Source organism: Anaerotignum sp., from assembly GCF_051877975.1.
In the GTDB taxonomy this organism is placed as follows: Bacteria; Bacillota; Clostridia; order Lachnospirales; family Anaerotignaceae; genus Anaerotignum_A.
Genome location: NZ_JBJEJK010000003.1, coordinates 1 through 17,410, shown reverse-complemented (window position 1 = coordinate 17,410; position 17,410 = coordinate 1). Strand labels below are relative to the sequence as shown.

15 protein-coding genes are annotated in these 17,410 nt (G+C 47.5%); all 15 read right to left on the bottom strand.

Annotation, left to right across the window (positions count from 1 at the left end):
* On the bottom strand, window positions 1-522 hold a 522-nt coding region (locus tag ACI39P_RS00325; RefSeq protein WP_439718725.1), incomplete at its 3' end, for a Mur ligase family protein.
* Window positions 519-1,973: a UDP-N-acetylmuramoyl-L-alanyl-D-glutamate--2,6-diaminopimelate ligase gene (locus ACI39P_RS00320; RefSeq protein WP_439718724.1), complete on the bottom strand. Its 1,455-nt coding sequence runs from the start codon at window positions 1,971-1,973 to the stop codon at window positions 519-521. The genes ACI39P_RS00325 and ACI39P_RS00320, both read right to left, overlap by 4 nt.
* Window positions 1,974-2,104: 131 nt before the next feature.
* Window positions 2,105-4,048, bottom strand: a complete 1,944-nt coding sequence (locus ACI39P_RS00315; RefSeq protein WP_439718723.1) for a penicillin-binding transpeptidase domain-containing protein — start codon at window positions 4,046-4,048, stop codon at window positions 2,105-2,107.
* A 68-nt stretch (window positions 4,049-4,116) separates the two neighbouring features.
* Window positions 4,117-6,363, bottom strand: coding sequence for a penicillin-binding transpeptidase domain-containing protein (locus tag ACI39P_RS00310; RefSeq protein ID WP_439718722.1), 2,247 nt, complete (start codon window positions 6,361-6,363; stop codon window positions 4,117-4,119).
* A 6-nt stretch (window positions 6,364-6,369) separates the two neighbouring features.
* Window positions 6,370-6,903 (bottom strand): FtsB family cell division protein, encoded by a 534-nt coding sequence (locus ACI39P_RS00305; protein WP_439718721.1) that lies wholly within the window; start codon window positions 6,901-6,903, stop codon window positions 6,370-6,372.
* Between the two features lie 23 nt (window positions 6,904-6,926).
* Window positions 6,927-7,880, bottom strand: a complete 954-nt coding sequence (gene rsmH / locus ACI39P_RS00300; RefSeq protein ID WP_439718720.1) for a 16S rRNA (cytosine(1402)-N(4))-methyltransferase RsmH — start codon at window positions 7,878-7,880, stop codon at window positions 6,927-6,929.
* A gap of 130 nt (window positions 7,881-8,010) precedes the next feature.
* Window positions 8,011-8,442 carry a division/cell wall cluster transcriptional repressor MraZ gene (mraZ, locus tag ACI39P_RS00295; RefSeq protein ID WP_439718736.1) on the bottom strand — a complete coding sequence of 144 codons (432 nt, stop codon included), beginning with the start codon at window positions 8,440-8,442 and terminating at the stop codon, window positions 8,011-8,013.
* 331 nt (window positions 8,443-8,773) lie between these two features.
* Window positions 8,774-9,964, bottom strand: a complete 1,191-nt coding sequence (locus ACI39P_RS00290) for a pyridoxal phosphate-dependent aminotransferase (protein WP_439718719.1) — start codon at window positions 9,962-9,964, stop codon at window positions 8,774-8,776.
* A gap of 71 nt (window positions 9,965-10,035) precedes the next feature.
* On the bottom strand, window positions 10,036-10,473 hold the full coding sequence (aroQ, locus tag ACI39P_RS00285; protein ID WP_439718718.1) for a type II 3-dehydroquinate dehydratase: 438 nt from the start codon (window positions 10,471-10,473) through the stop codon (window positions 10,036-10,038).
* Window positions 10,474-10,485: 12 nt separating this feature from the next.
* Complete coding sequence (locus tag ACI39P_RS00280; RefSeq protein WP_439718717.1) at window positions 10,486-11,625, bottom strand: prephenate dehydratase domain-containing protein; 1,140 nt, start codon at window positions 11,623-11,625, stop codon at window positions 10,486-10,488.
* A gap of 23 nt (window positions 11,626-11,648) precedes the next feature.
* Window positions 11,649-12,734, bottom strand: coding sequence for a chorismate synthase (gene aroC, locus ACI39P_RS00275; protein ID WP_439718716.1), 1,086 nt, complete (start codon window positions 12,732-12,734; stop codon window positions 11,649-11,651).
* Window positions 12,724-13,992, bottom strand: coding sequence for a 3-phosphoshikimate 1-carboxyvinyltransferase (gene aroA / locus ACI39P_RS00270; RefSeq protein WP_439718715.1), 1,269 nt, complete (start codon window positions 13,990-13,992; stop codon window positions 12,724-12,726). The genes aroC and aroA overlap by 11 nt, the downstream gene beginning before the upstream one ends.
* A gap of 15 nt (window positions 13,993-14,007) precedes the next feature.
* Window positions 14,008-15,063, bottom strand: a complete 1,056-nt coding sequence (gene aroB, locus ACI39P_RS00265; RefSeq protein WP_439718714.1) for a 3-dehydroquinate synthase — start codon at window positions 15,061-15,063, stop codon at window positions 14,008-14,010.
* 12 nt (window positions 15,064-15,075) lie between these two features.
* Complete coding sequence (locus ACI39P_RS00260) at window positions 15,076-15,924, bottom strand: prephenate dehydrogenase (protein WP_439718713.1); 849 nt, start codon at window positions 15,922-15,924, stop codon at window positions 15,076-15,078.
* A 28-nt stretch (window positions 15,925-15,952) separates the two neighbouring features.
* Window positions 15,953-16,969, bottom strand: a complete 1,017-nt coding sequence (gene aroF, locus ACI39P_RS00255) for a 3-deoxy-7-phosphoheptulonate synthase (RefSeq protein WP_439718712.1) — start codon at window positions 16,967-16,969, stop codon at window positions 15,953-15,955.
* Window positions 16,970-17,410 lie beyond the last annotated feature (441 nt).

The following is a 17,410-nucleotide window of genomic DNA, read 5'->3' as shown; positions in this document are numbered from 1 at the left end:
GAAGTGGTTCATGCCCATTTCAATGACAGCCGCCTGATGATGTTCTTCAATGCGGAAAATCGTCAGAGGAACGCCAACTTCATTGTTATAATTGCCCTGTGTCCAAAGGGTATCATATTTCTGAGAAACCACAGAAGCAATCATGTCTTTTGTGGTGGTTTTGCCTACGCTACCTGTGATCGCGATATAAGGGATATCAAAGAGATCTCTGTAATATGCAGCCAAATCCAGCAGTGCTTTGCCTGTATCGGGCACCAGCAGCACAATGGCACCGTTTTGGGGTGCAACCACCTTCTGAGATAAACATGCTGTCACACCATTTTCAAAACACTGGGGCAGAAAATCATGTCCATCTCTCACTTCGCCGATACGGGCAACAAAAAGCGTACCTTCCTGAGCTGTTTCTCTGGAATCCTGTGTCACATGCCAGATTTCCTTCTTCAGTGCTTCTTCCATATCGCCCAGAGCGATCATCTGGGCACCTGTTGCTTTGATAATTTCTCGAATCGTAATTTTTTTCATAAACAATCCTCTCCAAATGCCTTGCGTACTTCTTCCATATCGTCAAAATGAATGGTTCTGTCCGGGAAGATCTGATAAGTCTCATGTCCCTTGCCTGCAATCAGGATGACATCCCCTTCGCCGGCCAGTTCCACCGCTCTTTGAATCGCTGTTCTTCTGTCCACGATCTTTTCATAAGGACAATCAGTTTTCTTGACGCCAGCTTCCACATCCTGCAAGATGGCCTCCGGGTCTTCTGTTCTGGGGTTATCGGAAGTGATGATGCAATAGCCTGCCAATCTGCCGCCGATCTCACCCATGATAGGGCGTTTTGTTCTGTCCCTGTCCCCGCCGCAGCCAAATACGGCAATGAGCTTCCCTTTGACAAATTCGTTGGCTGTGTTCAGCACATTTTCCAAGCCATCGGGGGTATGGGCATAATCTACCACTGCCTGACAGCCCTTTTTGCTGCGTACTGTCTGGAATCTGCCGGAAACACCGGGGTTTTCCGTCAGCCCTGCCACAACCTCCTCCACTGCGATGCCCAGCAGCAGGCAGGCGCCGGCAGAACCCAACGCATTATATACACTAAAGCGGCCGGGTGTGTGCAGGTGTACAGGGTATTTCTTCCCCTGCCAGATCAGGTTGAAGGCCGTTCCTTCCGCGGAAATATCGATATTTTCCGCCGTCAGGTCTGCTTCATTGTCCACAGCGAAAGTCAGCACCTGACCTTTGCTGTGTTCTTTCATATAGGCACCGGCAGCATCATCCATATTGATGACGCTTTTCGCTGCCCGTTCAAAGAGCAGCCCCTTTGCCGCCCGGTAATTTTCCATGGTTTTATGATAATCCAGATGATCCTGCGTCAGGTTGGTGAAAATAGCAATATCAAAATCAATGCCATCCACCCGATGCAGGTCCAGGGAATGGGAGGAAACTTCCATCACCACATCTGTCACATCTTCTTCCTGCATCTGTCTAAATAATGCCTGCAGTTCCTTGGATTCCGGCGTTGTTCTCTCTGTTTTCAGCACCTTGTCACCAATGCGGTTTTCGATAGTGCCAATGATGCCCACTTTTTTCCCTGCTCTGTCCAAGATGGATTTTATCAGATAGGTAGTAGAGGTTTTCCCATTGGTGCCTGTCACACCGATGGCGTTCATTTCCCTGGAGGGGTGTCCGTAGAAATGATCGGAAACCACCGCCAGCGCAGCCCGGTTATTTTCTGTCACAATGACTGTCACATCTTCCGGCACGCCTTCCACCTTATGCTCACACAAAAGTGCCGCCGCACCTTTTTCCACCGCCATGGGAATATATTTGTGTCCATCTGTCTGAAATCCCGTGATGCAGACAAACAGACTGCCTTTTTCTGCCTTTCGGGAATCATACTGGAAATCGAAAATCTCCATTTCCGCCGTTCCCTGCTGCACTTCGTAAGAAATGCCTTCCAAAAGCTGTTTCAGTTTCATGATACAGCCTCCTTTCTTTTCCGGCTCCCTGCGAAAAATACCAATATTGAGCCATTGTTTAGTATACCACACTTACGGCTGACAACCAAACCTTTTTCCCATTTTTTCTTGAAAAATGCAGACAAAACCCGTCATTCCAAGGATATGATGACCTTTGTTCCTTTATTTACCAGTTCTCCTGCCGGCGGGGTCTGCCTTGTGATGGTCTCTCCTTCTGTTTCCACCTCTGCGGAAAGGCCCGCTTGGAAAAGGGCATTTTTCGCCTCGCCCAAGGTCATTCCAAGCAAATCAGGAACCGTTGTCACGCTTTTTGCCGCTTCTTCCGCTTCCTTTTCATTAAACTCTGGCTCAATTCCCAGATAAGGCAGGATATTCTGCAGCAATTCCTGCATGACAGGTCCTGCCACTGTGCCGCCGTAATATACCCCCTGGGGTTCATCGATCAGCACCAAAGCCATGACCTGCGGATTTTCCGCCGGCGCAAAAGACATAAAAGACGCGATATATTTTCCGCTGCGGCGGGGCAATTTTTCAGAGGTAGCCGTTTTCCCGCCAATGCGATAGCCGGGAATATAAGCTTTGCTCCCTGTGCCTTCCGAAACTACGCTTTCCAATATCTTTTTCATTGTTTCCGACGTTTCCCGGGAAATGACCTGCTCCCCCTGCTCATACTGAAAATTCTCTATCAGATTTCCTTCTTCATCGGCAATCCCCTTGGCAAAATGGGGTGTAATCAGATAGCCCCCATTGACAATGGCCGAAGCCGCCCGCAAAAGCTGTAGGGGCGTGATTTGAAAAGATTGGCCGAAGCTCATGGTAGCCAATTCCACCGGGCCAATATTCTCCAGTTTGTGGATAATACCAGTGGCTTCCCCTGCCAAGTCTACGCCTGTTTTCTGGGCAAAGCCAAATTTCTGCATATATTCTAAAAACTTCTCTGCTCCTAAACGCTCGCCCACTTCCATGAAAACAGGGTTGCAGGAATTTTGTACCCCCTGCACGAATGTCTCCGCCCCATGGGTTCTGGGATAACGCCAGCATTTGATCTGTCTGTCCCCGGCGACATAAAACCCGCGACAGAAAAAACTGCTTTCCGGTGTCACAACGCCTTCTTCCAGCCCTGCAGAGGAAGTCACGATCTTGAAGGTACTCCCCGGTTCATATGTATCATTGATGGCAGTATTTCGCCACATCTGATTCAGGTAATCATTTTTTTCTTTTTCGGAAAAACTATCCCAGTTTGCCGCCAGTTCTTCATCCTGAATGGTAAAAGGGTCGTTTAAATCAAAGGACGGATAATTGACCATGGCATAAATCTCCCCGTTCTGGGGGTTCAAAATGATGATAACGCCCCGTTTTGCCCCCTTGGTTTCCACCGCCTTGGCAATGGTCTGTTCCGCATATTGCTGTATCACCACATCTATGGTCGTCACCAGGTTTTTCCCATCCACAGGGGGGATACGCTCCTGTTCGCTGTCCACTTCGTTCCCCCGGGAATCCGTCAGGGTCAAAATCTTTCCCTGTTCCCCTTCCAGCAGCTCATCATATTTGGCTTCCAAGCCGATGATGCCCTGGTTATCCTTCCCTACAAAGCCAATGACCTGTGCAGCCAGCTCCGAATAGGGATAGACCCGCTGTACATCCTCGTCCACTTCCACACCGGGAAAGTTGGCCTTGCGGATGGCAGCTGCCGTTTCCGTGTCCACCTTCGTTTTGATGCGCACCAGGGCAACCTTTTGCTTGATTTTTTCCAGAACATCTTCATATTCCAGATCCAGCGCATCCGCCAAAAAAGCCGCTGTCTTTTCTTTTTCCTTCACCTGCACCGGAATCACGCTGACAGCATTGACTGTTTCCGTCAGAGCAATGCCCTCTCCGTTTCGGTCCAGGATAGATCCCCGTTTTGGCGTGATGAGGCGGTCTCTGGTCTGCTGTTCATAGGCCAGCTCCTGCCATCCCTCCGCCCGAAAAAGCTCAATAAAAACCAACCTTCCCGTCAGCAGCAAATACCCAAACATAGAACAAAAAAGGAAGATCAATAATTTCTTTTTCGCCCCGATCGACGGTTTCTCCATACAAAACACCCCTGTCTCTTCGCTCTACAATTTATTGTATAGAAAAGACAGGGTGTCTATGCTTTTCACTATTCCGTTGTTTTCTTCGGTTCTTCTGCTGTTTCTTCCGGCGCCTCCTGCTTCGTCAGGGTGATGGTCACTTCACTGCCCTCCTCTACGGATACGCCATATTTCGGGTCTTGGGCCGTTACAGTGCTGTTGGATGTTTCTCCATTGAAAACCACTTCGAAGCCTGCATCAGAAAGGGTCTCGACTGCTTCGCTATAGGTTTTTCCCATGACATCAAGCACCTTCACTGTGCCGCTGTCCGATTCGGATTTTGTAACATATAGGATAACCTCGCTGCCAACCTCCACCTTCGTGCCGCTCTTGGGCACCTGATTGGTGATGGTATTGCCCGTACCGACTACTTTATAGTTCAGACCCTTGCCATCCAAATCCATAGTTACATGGTAGGTACTGCTGCCCACATAATCCGGCATGGTCACAGTGGTTTTTCCGCTGTTCAGCGCTGCGGTTTCTTCCGTTGCTTCTGTAGGTTCCAGGTTTTTATATTTGATGATATTTTCCATCAGCTGTTTTGTCATAGTTGCTGTGGTCTGTACGCCGTCAGCATAATCTTCCGGCAGATGAATGACACTGAACACCAGATACTGGGGATTTTCCGCAGGAAAATATGCCATATGGGTCAGCGTCCAGGATTTATCACTGGTACGGGAACCCTGTTCGGATGTCCCTGTTTTACAGCCGATAGAATAACCGGGAATCTCAATTTTTTTACCAGTACCATGGTCTACCGTTGCTTTTAAAGCCGTACGGATATAATCAGAGGTTTTCTGGGAAATGACCTTCCGCACCACTTCCGTACTTTGCTCCATCACAACAGAGCCATCATCATCCACAATCTGAGAAACCACATAAGGCTTCACTAGGTTGCCGCCATTGATGAGGGCAGCAAAGGCTGTCACCATCTGGATAGAAGTACAGTTGAAGGTCTGCCCAAAGGAACTTGTTGCTAATTCTACAGGGCCTAACGCAGATTTTGCATGAAGGATGCCAACTGCTTCACCGGGCAGGTCAATCCCCGTTTTCTGTCCAAAGCCAAATTCTCTTTGATATTTATAGAATTTTTCCACCCCCAGCTTCTGGGCAATCTGGATGATGCCGGGATTACAGGATTGTGCTAAGATCTCCTCTACGGAAATCGTTCCATGCCCGCTGTGCAAATGACAGCTGATATCTCTGTCTGCAACGGTGATTTTGCCTCCGCAGTAGAAAGTGGAGTTTTTCGTAATCACGCCTTCTTCCAATGCTGCTGCCACCACCAGCGGTTTATAAACCGAGCCGGGTTCATAAGTATCACTGATACAGAAGTTTCTCCATGTGGTGTTCAAATATTCACTTTTTTCTTCATCAGTCATGGCTTCCCATGTTTCCCGGAAGGTTTCGTCTGTTTCCAGTGCCAATGGTTCATCAGGGTCATTCAGATCGAAGGTATCCGCTGCTGCCATGGCATAAATCTCCCCTGTATTGGGATTCATGACAATCGCCGCTACATTCTGGGAAGGCCAGGTTTCCATAGTTTCCTTTACCGCCTGCTCCGCATACTGTTGTATCGTATAATCCAGAGTAGTGACGATGGTATTCCCATCCTGGGCTGCATAATCCTGATATGTCACTTTATCCGCCCCCTGATACAGAATAAAGGAACGGCCGGGGGTGCCTGTCATTTCGTCATTGTAATAGCCTTCCAGCCCCCAGGTATTGTTGAACCCGATCAGGTGGCAAGCCAGCGTTTTCAGGGGATAGGAACGTTTGCTGGTCTGTTCAAAATAAACCCCCAGCAATTTTTTTGCTTCCAGTTTTTCCTTGACGCTTCTTTCCACGCCCTTGACCAGATATTTCCAGTGGGTAGGGGTATTAATCTTATTGGTTTCCGGGTTCAATGTAACATGATACTGTAAATCTTCATACTTCAAATCAGGAAAATATTCACACAATGTCGTGAATGTCTCCTTCGTTTTTTCTTCATCGTTTTCTTCCGCCAGCTGCAGAGGATCAAGCACTACATTATAAACTGCCGTAGAAACCGCCAATACCTGTTCATTTCTGTCCAAAATACTGCCGCGGTTCGCTGTATTCACCAGATCATATCGATTGATCTGCTGATTTTTTGCAGCCGTTTCAAATTCTGCCCCATGGGCCACCTTCCAATATACAACTCTGCCAAAAAGCACTGTCAATATTGCCATAAATACAAAAAGAATAAAAGCAAATTTTTGTTTTGCTTTTATTCCCCGTGCCTTTCTTCTCATCTATCATCAATCCTTTTTCAAGATATTTCGAATTTTATCCAACAAAGAAGCGCCTTCTGCCGCGTCCTCTGTATCATACTGCACCGTATAGCTCTGCTTGGGCACGTCAATATAAACCACCTGATAGGGCTGAGGCTCACTCATACCCAGTCGTTCTGTGGCTTCCTGCTTGATATAATCCATATCCAGCTGTTCTGTCAGCTCTGCCTCCAAAATGGCATTGGCAGATTTCAGGTCTTCCAGTGTGCTTTTCTGTTTGCGGAGGGAAACCTCTGCCTGATCCACCACCACATGCATCCCCATGAAAGCGATACACCCAACAAAAAGCACCAATGCCATAGCAATCATTTTTACAGAAGAAATCCGATGTTCCCTTGCTTCTTCCCTGGCGATGCGCGCCGCTTCTCTGCGTCGCTCTTCTTCTTCCTCACGCACACGATAGGGGGTATAATCCGGCTGCAATTCATAGGCTACATTGCCATAGGTATAGTAAGAGCCTTTTTCCATGGGCTTTCGTTCCTGATGTTTCTTCGCTGCCATATCCTTCCCCTCCTTTCCGTGAGTCATTCTATGCTTTCCTCATGGGCAATCCCTTCCAATACACGCAGTTTCGCGCTTCTGGAACGAGGATTGCTCTCCAGTTCCTCTTTACTGGGCAAAATAGGCTTTCTGGTCACCACTCTGCCCAAAGGCTTCTTCCCGCAAACGCATACGGGAAACTGGGGCGGGCAGATACAGGGATTTTCCTGCTTCCGGAACGCATCTTTTACAATGCGGTCTTCCAGAGAGTGGAAAGTAATGATACAAAGCCTGCCGCCTTCCTTTAATCTTTCAGAGACATCATCAATGGCCTTCTGCAGCACCTCCAATTCCCCATTTACTTCAATGCGGATGGCCTGAAAGGTTCTCTTTGCCGGATGCGGTCCATCCTTTCTGGCCCCTTTGGGTACTGCCTTTTTGATGATATCCACCAGTTCGCCCGTAGTTTCAATGGGCTTTTCTGCTCTTTCTTTTACGATAAACTGAGCGATACGTCTTGCCCAGCGTTCCTCGCCATAGGTGAAAATGACTCTGTCCAGTTCATCTTCGCTGTATTCATTCACCACGTTATAGGCGCTGAAGGGCCTGTCCGGGTTCATCCGCATATCCAGCGGCGCATCCTGCTGATAGGAAAAACCCCGTTCCGCTTCATCCAGCTGATGAGAGGAAACGCCGATATCCATCAGCATCCCGTCGATTTTATCTATCCCAAGCTCGTCCAAAATATGGGCGATATTGCCAAAGTTGTCCCGCACAAAGGTGATCTTATCCCGATGCTCCGCCAATCGTTTGCCTGCCGCTTCGTGGGCATTGGGGTCTTGGTCGATGCAGATCAGGCGGCCTGTTTCAATCCTCTTAGCGATTTCCAAAGAATGACCACCGCCGCCCATGGTACCGTCCACATAAATGCCGTCAGGCTTGATATTCAGCTGTTCAATGCACTCATGCAGAAGTACGGAAATATGATGAAATTCCATGCCTGACTTCCTTTCTGATTTCTTTTTTCATCCAATCGAAGCTATGCATAACGAAGTGCCCTCTTACGAGGCTTTCGCATACAGCTTTGCTGCCTTCGCTTTTGCTCCCTTCAGTCTGCAAAGGCATTCGTTAGATTCCCAAATTCTCCATTTCAAAGGCCAGCTCATTGCTGATGTAATCCTCTTCGTCGCTGTATTCATTCCAGTTATCTTTATTCCAAATTTCGATGCGGTTATTCACACCGATGGAAACGATGTCTTTTTTCAGCCCCGCATATTCTCTTAGATGGGGCGGAATCATGATGCGCCCCTGATTATCCAGTTCACATTCCACTGCTCCCGCAAAGAAGAAGCGGACAAATTTACGGGCACCTGTATTGGTCAGCGGCAGCTGTTTCAGTTTTTCTTCAAAAACCTTCCATTCGGCTTCCGGGTAGGCAAAAAGGCATTTATCCAAGCCCTTTGTCACAACGAAATGCTCACCAAGCCCTTCTCTGAACTTTGCAGGAACGATCAAGCGCCCTTTTGCATCAATGGAATGCTGATATTGCCCCAAGAACATCTCGCTGTCACCACCTTTCACCATTTTCTCTTTTTTATGGTATTTTTTCACCACAAAAAACCACTTTACGCCACTTCTATCCACATTGTAATATACCCGTCCCAAAAAAACAACCCCAAAAGAACGTTTTCTATGGATTTTTTTCATTAAAAAAACCTGATATTTCAAGCCTTTTCCCCAGAAAAGAAAGCACTCTCCCTCCACTCTCCAACAAAAACCAATTTTTTCTATTTTCCATTCCCTCCACCACGCTCCACCCACACCGTAAAAATGCCCAGAAAGCAAAAAAAAAACCCAGAAAATAAATCCTGAGTCCTTTTTCTTATTCTGTTTATTTCTTTTTATAAAATTCCGCCAATGCCTTAAAGCCGGGCAAAGAACCTTCAATCGTCTCCGGAGATACACAATAGGAGACACGCACATATCCGGCACAGCCAAAGCCGCTGCCAGGCGTCAGCAGAATACGGTATTCTTTTGCCTTATTTACAAAGGCCTTATCATCTGCAATAGGCGTTTTTACGAACATATAAAACGCCCCTTCCGGTTTCGCGCATTCATATCCATATTCGATCAGCGCATTATAGAGCCGTTCTCTGTTTCTGTCATAGAAGCTGATATCCACCATTTCTTCGCAGCATTCTGCGCAAACCAGCTGCTGCAGACCAGGGGCATTGATAAAGCCTGTAATACGCGTTGCCACAGCAACGGCAGCAATGATGTTTTCAAAATCTTCCACATCATCTCTCAGTGCCAGATAACCAATACGGTCGCCGGGCAAAGAAAGGGATTTAGAAAAAGAATATGCAACGATGGTATTTTTATAAAAATCAGGAATCCAAGGCACTACCGCGCCATCGTATACCAATTCTCTATAGGGTTCATCGGAAATCAGATAAATGGCATGTCCAAATTCCTTTTCCTTTTCCGCCAAAACATCGGCAATGGCTTTAATGGTTTCCGCGCTGTAAACAACACCGGTAGGATTGTTGGGATTATCGATCAGGACAGCCCTTGTTTTTTCCGTCACACACTTCGCCAACTCTGCCGGGTCTGGCTGGAAGGTGGGAATATTGGGAGGAACCGCCGTCAATGTGCAGTTCACGTTATCCGCATAGCGATCATATTCGCCAAAATAAGGGGCGAAAGTCAGCACTTCCTGTCCGGGATCCATCAGCACCTTCAGCAGGCAGTTGATACCACCGGCCGCCCCGGTGCACATCATGATGTTATCCACGCCAAAGCTTTCGCCAAAGCGACGATTCAGGCTGGCTGCAATCTTTTCTCTGGCTTCGATAAAGCCATTATTGGGCATATAATGGTGCAGATACCAAGGGTCTGTTTCATTCAGCACCTTGATACTGGTTTCTCTGATGATATCAGGTGCAGCCAGGTTTGGATTGCCCATACCAAAATCATATACATTTTCCGCGCCGTATTGTTCTTTCATACGGGCACTTTCTGTATACATGCTGCTCATGGCAGCACTTCTCTCCAGTAATTTTGACATTCTATCGGAAATCATATCGATCTGCCTTCTTTCTTCATTTCTTTTTTCATCTTTTGTACATTTCCAAAATTCTTTTGTTTCCTTTTTTATTTCTGATATTGCTCCGCCAGATATTCGATGGCTTCCACATAGCCCTGGAAGCCCTTACCCATGATGGTTTTCACACATGCTTTTCCTGCATAGGAAATTTGGCGGAAATCTTCCCGTTCCTTCACATCAGAAATATGTACTTCCACTGCAGGCAGGCTCACCGCTTTCAGTGCATCCAAAATAGCTACGCTGGTATGGGTATAGGCCGCCGGGTTGATGACGATACCATTGGTGCCGTCAAAATAGGCCTGCTGGATACGGTCTACCAAGTCCCCCTCATGGTTAGACTGATAGATTTCCCCTTCGATTCCTTTTTCCGCAAAGGTTTTTTCGATCAGATGTTTCAAATCTTCATAGGTTTCCGCACCATAGATATTTTTTTCCCGAATTCCCAGCATATTCAGGTTCGGTCCATTGATGACAAGCAGTTTCATACAGCCGCCTCCTTATACTTCCGAATAGCAGCCCAAGAAAGACATGCTTTCTGCCGCCTGTTCAATATCCTTCAGTACTGTCCGCATTTCAGGGGAAAATACAGAGCCGTCCAGGTCGAAATAGAAGCGGAATTCAAAATCCTTTCCGGGGATCGGGCGGCTTTCCAATTTGCACAGATTGATGCCGCGACAAGCGAATTTGCCGATCAGTTCATGCAGGGAACCGGGTCTGTGGTCTACGGAAAGCATCAGGCTAATTCTGTTGGAACCTGCATAGATTTCCATATCCTTTGCGATACAAATGAATCTGGTATAGTTGTTTTCATTATTCTGAACCCCGTTCTTCAGCACGTTCAGGCCATACAGCTTCGCACAGTCTGGAGAGGAAAGGGCAGCAATATCTCTTCTGTCGCTTTCCGCAACAAATTTTGCCGCTGTTGCTGTATTTTCAAAAATGGTCACTTTCACATCAGGGTTTGCCTTCAGAAAATTGCTGCACTGCTGCAGAGCCTGTGTATGGGAGATCACTTCTTTGATATCCTCAACTTTCACGCCGGGTTTTGCCAGCAGGGCATGGCTTACATGCAGCTTCAGGCTTTTTACAATATAGAATTTGTGGCGCACCATCAGGTCATAAACCTCTGTAACAGAACCGGCGGAGCTGTTTTCGATAGGCAATACGCCGTATCTGCACAGACCGGATTCTACGGCATTGAATACACTTTCAAAATTGTTAAAATACATTTTGCTGGGAAGGGTAAACAATCTGTCGCAGGCTCTGGCCGCATAAGAACCTTCCACTCCCTGACAAGCTACAACTGCCTTTCTGGGAAATTCCATGGGAGGATTTGCGATGTTTTTCAAAATTTCTTCAGACAAAGCAGTTTCCTTTGTCAAAATCCCAGCCTGATAGCTTCTGCTGATGTCGAACATAGTCTGATACAGCTTATTGACATAAAGTTCAAATTCTTCACCGGCCTTTTCCATGACCCTTTCCAGAACGGCCTGTTCTCTTCTCAGATCCAGCACAGGCAGGTTCTTTTCTGCTTTCGCACTGGCAACATCTGCTGCTGCCTGCATCCGCTCAACAAATAATTCTACCATCTGGTCATCGATGGCATTGATCCTTTCTCTAACCGCATTCAAATCCATCGTACGTTCCCGCCTTTCCTTTTTTATTCCATCCGGCAGAGAAGATCCAGGATCGCTACGGCCGCCGCCGCTTCCACACAGGGCACAGCTCTGGGCACGATACAGGGGTCATGTCTGCCTATGATGGCCAATTTATCATTTTCTTTTTTGCTGATGCTGATGGTATCCTGTTCCTGCCCGATGGAAGGAGTGGGCTTGAAAGCCGCCCGCAATATCAAAGGCATACCGCTGGAAATGCCGCCCAGGGAACCGCCGTGGTTATTAGTCTTTGTGTGAACAGTACCATCTGCTTCATATATAAAATCGTCGTTATTTTCCGAACCGAACAACTCTGCCACGCCAAAGCCCTTGCCAAATTCCACGCCTTTTACTGCGGGAATAGCAAAAACAGCCGCCGCCAGTCTGCTTTCCAAGCCGTCAAACATGGGTTCCCCCACGCCTACGGGCAGCCCGGTTACAGCGCATTCGATGATGCCCCCAACGGAATCGGCATTGGCCCTTGCTGCAGCGATGGCCGCCTGCATGGCTTCCCCCGCTGCATCATCCTGCACAGGAAACCCTTTGGATGTCACTGTTTTCAGAATTTCCGCATCAATGTGTACCTCGTCAAAGGGGGTATCCTTTACCCCTTTGATAGAAAGGATATGGGCGCCGATCTGAATACCCTTTCTCTCCAAAATCTGCATGCAAACTGCCCCCGCGAAGCAAAGGGGTGCTGTCAGCCTGCCGGAAAAATGACCGCCGCCCCGGTGGTCGTTGGCGCCTTTATATTTCACCCATGCGGTATAGTCTGCATGGCCGGGTCTAGGCAGATCTTTCAATTTATCATAATCTTTCGATCTTGTATTCGTATTTTCAATCACAGCGCAAATGGGTGCGCCGCAGGTCTTTCCCTCAAACAGCCCCGATACTACACGGGGCACATCCCCCTCCTTACGGGGTGTGGAATAGGCATTTCTGCCGGGGGCACGGCGTTCCATAAACTGCTGTACCCGCTCCATATCGATTTCTTCCCCCACAGGCAAGCCATCGATCACAACACCAATGGCTTCAGAATGGGACTGTCCGAAGATCATAATTTTCACTTTTTCCCCAAAACTAGAGGACATCTACAACACCTCCCAGCTTTGTCAGCTCCGCGAAGAAGGAAGGATAGGATTTATTCACTGCCTCCGCCCCTTCAATGGTAATTTCCACCCCAAGGCTTACCGCCGCAATGGCCATAGCCATGACGATACGGTGGTCGCCATAGGAATCGATGACGATCTCGCCCTCAGGGGGATTGCAGCCGCCAGTGATAATGATGCCATCCGGTTTTTCTTCCACTTCTACGCCGATTCTTTTCATACAGTCCGCCATGGCTGCTAGTCTGTCACTTTCTTTGATCCGCAGTCTGCCTGCGTGATAGATTTCCGTTTTTCCTTCTGCCGCAGCAGCCGCCACGCACAGAATAGGCACTAAATCGGGAATCTGCGCCCCGTCAATGCGAATCCCCTTCATTTCTTTATGGGTCATCGTCACTTGGTTCAGGACAATTTTGCTTTCCGCGCCAAACCGTTCCAAAATGGAAACGATCTCCTTATCTCCCTGGGCAGATTCCATATCCAACCCCTGACAGCCAATGCTGCCATGGATGGCACCTGCCACCAACCAGAATGCCGCACTGCTCCAATCGCCTTCCACCATCCGCATGCGAGGGCCATGATAGCTCTGCCCGCCGGGGATGAACCAGCCCTGTTCCGTTTCCTTCACTGCTACACCGAAGGATTGCAGGGTACGCAGGGTCATATCAATATAGCCTTTGGATTCCACATTCGTTGTCAGGCGAATCTCGCTGTCCCCTTCCAGCAAAGGCAGTGCAAACAGCAGCCCTGTAATAAACTGAGAGCTTACGTTACCGGGCAATGTATAAACACCGCTGGTCAGCCGCCCTTCTAGTTCCACCGGCAAATGATCGCTGGAAGCCTTGCAGCCATGCTGCTGCATTTCTTCCAATAAAACGCCAATAGGTCTTTCCGGCAGCCTGCCCTTGCCTTCAAAAAGGACATGTCTGCCCAGAGCACCAGCTACCGGCAGTAGAAAGCGCAGAGTGGAACCGCTTTCGCCGCAATCCAAAATAGTCTCCTCTTTTGCATTTCTGGGTACAGGAACGATCAGTGTGCCAGAGGGTTCTCTCACCACTTCGCCCCCCAGCCCTTCAATGCAGCGGCTCGTGGCTTCCAGGTCATCGTTCCAGCCTTCCAGGAACAATACACATTCTTCTTCCCCCAAGGCTGCCGCGATCATAGCACGGTGTCCATCAGATTTAGAAGAAATAATGCGTACCTGCCCATCATTCAGAGGGCTTTTTCCGATTCTTACATTCATAGTTGTACCGCCTTTTCAAATCAATGCTTTCCTTACCAATTCCGTCACTTCATTCACAGGAATCTTCACAATTTCACAATGGCCGATCTTTGTAGGGAATACAAAGCTGATCTCTCCGCCTCTACGTTTTTTATCCTTCAGAACACCCTCCGCAATTTCTTCTGCAGTATAGGAAGTAGAAACAGGCAGATTATTATTTTCCAAAGCCTTTTGGATGGCTGCCGCCAATCCGGTTTCCGCCAGTCCTTTTTCTTCTGCAACTTTTGCGATCAGATGCATCCCGATGGCTACCGCATGTCCATGGGAAAGGGTAAACCCGCTTCTCTTTTCAATGGCATGGCCCAATGTATGCCCCAGGTTCAGCAGCTGACGCAAGCCTGTATCAAATTCATCCTCCATAACGATATCCCGCTTCATTTTCACGCAGGTTTCAATGATTTCTTCCAAATCTTTTTTGAAATCGCCGGAGGCTGTTTTCTGAAATAAATCCGCATCACCGATAACACCATATTTTAATGTTTCCGCAATGCCGTCGGCAAAGGTTTCTTCCGACAAAGTATCCAGCGTATCTACATCACAAAGCACCAGATGGGGCTGATAGAATGCCCCTGCCATATTTTTCCCCGCCTTCAGGTCGATAGCGGTTTTGCCGCCAACAGAAGAATCCACCGCCGCCAGGAAGGTGGTAGGCACCTGCACAAAGCGGATGCCTCTCTGGTATACCGCCGCTGCAAAGCCTGCCATATCCCCCGTAACACCGCCGCCCAGGGCAACGATAATATCCTGTCTGGTCATTTCTTCCTCTGCCAGAAATTCCAATATATCAGATAAGGTGCCGATATTTTTGGAACCCTCTCCAGCAGGAAAGGCAAACCGACATATCGAAAAGCCGGCTTCCAATAAACTGCTTTCTACTTGCTCCGCATAAAGCCTTTCAACTGTCGTATCTGTGATAACTGCCGCCTTACAAGGACAAATCCGTTTGGCGATCTCCGCCCCTGTCTGCTGCAAAAGTCCGCGTCCGATCAGAATCGGATATTCTACAGACGCACTGACGATCACTTTTCTCATTTTTCTCACACCTTAATCAAATTCCTTGTTTTCATCGATGGCGATGCATTTTTCTCTGCCTTCCTTCAGCAGTTCCCGCAATTCATCGGCATTGCCTTCACGAATCGCACGGCTATAGGCCTGCATCCGTTCGATCAAGCCATCGATTTCGTTGGCCAGGTTATCCCCGTTGGCCAAAAACAGTTCTGTCCACATATTTTCATTCAATCTGGCAACACGAGTCATATCATGGAAGCTGCCGCCGGAAAAACCCTGGAAATTGGAAGACAGCGCGCCTTTTACATAGGCGCTGGAAACTACGTGGGCCAGCTGAGAAGTATATGCAATCATCTGGTCGTGTTCTTCGGCCGTTGTCACTTTCAATCTTTCAAAGCCCAGTTTTTTGAAAAACATGCTCAGCGCATTCATCATGCCAATATCTGTACCCGTATAAGGTGTTACGATCAATGTGGTGCCTTCAAACATTTCTGCTGTGGAATAGGTAAAACCGGAACGCTCTACCCCTGCCATGGGATGGGCACCGACAAAGGAAAAGCCATTTTCTGCCGCTATGTCTTTCACCTGATTGCAGATTGCCCGTTTGACACCGGTACAATCTACAACAACTGCACCTTTTTTGAAATCCTTCGCATGATCTTTGATATAGTCCACTGTCATCTGGGGATAGAGGGCAATCACAACGATGTCACAATCCTTGGGGTTGCCTTCTTCCATAAAGCCATGCACCGCTTCCATCAATAATGCGCTGTAGCGGATGGTTTCAGAAATATCCCAGCCAATCACTTCATGTTCTGTTTTCTTTTTCACTGCTTTTGCCATAGAGCCGCCGATCAGCCCCAGGCCTACTACGCCAACTTTCATATCTTTCACCTCTTATCCCAAGGTCTCATTAGTAATCATATTTGCAAGCCAAAGGTCTCAGCTGGAATACCAGTTTTGCCACTTCGTCGAACTGTTCCGGTGTCAGGGACTGAGGGCCGTCACACAGAGCCTTGGAAGGATTATTGTGTACTTCGATCATCAGACCATCTGCGCCGGCTACAGTTGCAGCCATTGCCATAGGTTTTACCAGATGTGCATATCCCATTGCATGGCTGGGGTCGATAACGATAGGCAGATGTGTCAGTTTTTTCAGAACAGGAATTGCGCTCAGATCCAATGTGTTTCTTGTTCTTGTTTCAAAAGTGCGGATCCCTCTTTCGCACAGGATAACGTTTTCATTGCCGCCTGCCATGATATATTCCGCACTCATCAGCAGTTCATCGATGGTATTTGCCAAGCCTCTCTTCAGCAGGATAGGTTTATTGATTTTGCCCAGTTCTTTCAGCAGTTCAAAGTTCTGCATATTTCTTGCGCCAACCTGTACCAGGTCAACAGCTTCTTCAAACATAGGGATATGCACTGCGTTCATGATTTCAGAAACGATAGGCAGCCCTGTTTTTTCTTTTGCTTCTACCAACAGCTTCAGGCCATCGCCCTTCAGCCCCTGGAAAGAATAAGGGGAAGTTCTGGGTTTGAATGCGCCGCCGCGCAGCAGGCCTGCGCCGGATTCTTTTACTTTTTCTGCAATATAGCAAACCTGTTCTTCGCTTTCAACAGAGCAAGGGCCTGCGATGATCTGGAAATTGCCGCCGCCGATTTTCACACCGTTGATATCTACTACCAAGTCAGAATTGTGGAATTTACGGTTTGCATTTTTGAAGGGTTCCTGAATTCTCTGCACGTTTTCAACGATGTCCAGAGCTCTGACCAGATCCATATCTACTACAGATGTATCACCGATCAAACCGATGATAGTATGATTCATACCCTGAGAAATATGGGTATCGATTCCCATGCTGCTGAGCCATGCCTTCAGGTTTTCAATCTGTTCTTCTTTTGTGCCGGGTTTCAGTACTACTACCATAATTTTTTCCTCCTTAAAAAATCTTCTTTCTAATGTTCTTTTGTACGGTTTATACAGATACCTGTGAATTAAGATTTAGTGCAAATATTCATACCCCATCACTGCAACATCTGTCGGTATTGAATAAAAAAAGCTTCGCAGCGAATTTCACTGCGAAGCCTTTTGCGCTTTCTCTAAGAAAAAACCATCAAAACAAACCGTCTTTTCTTAACAGTAAAATTCACTTTGAATCTTGGAAAACACGGTAAAAATAAAAGTATGCAGCTGTAAAAAGATGATTCTGTCTCATGATTTTCTGCCTCTTTCATTTTCTCTTCGTTTGTTTGGTTTTCATCATATTAGCACATCGAGGTGCGAAAGTAAACCCATTTCTGTAAAAAAAATATTTCTGTGGAAAACAGATAATCTCCCCAAAAAAGCAAATCGGTTTTCGTGTATTTT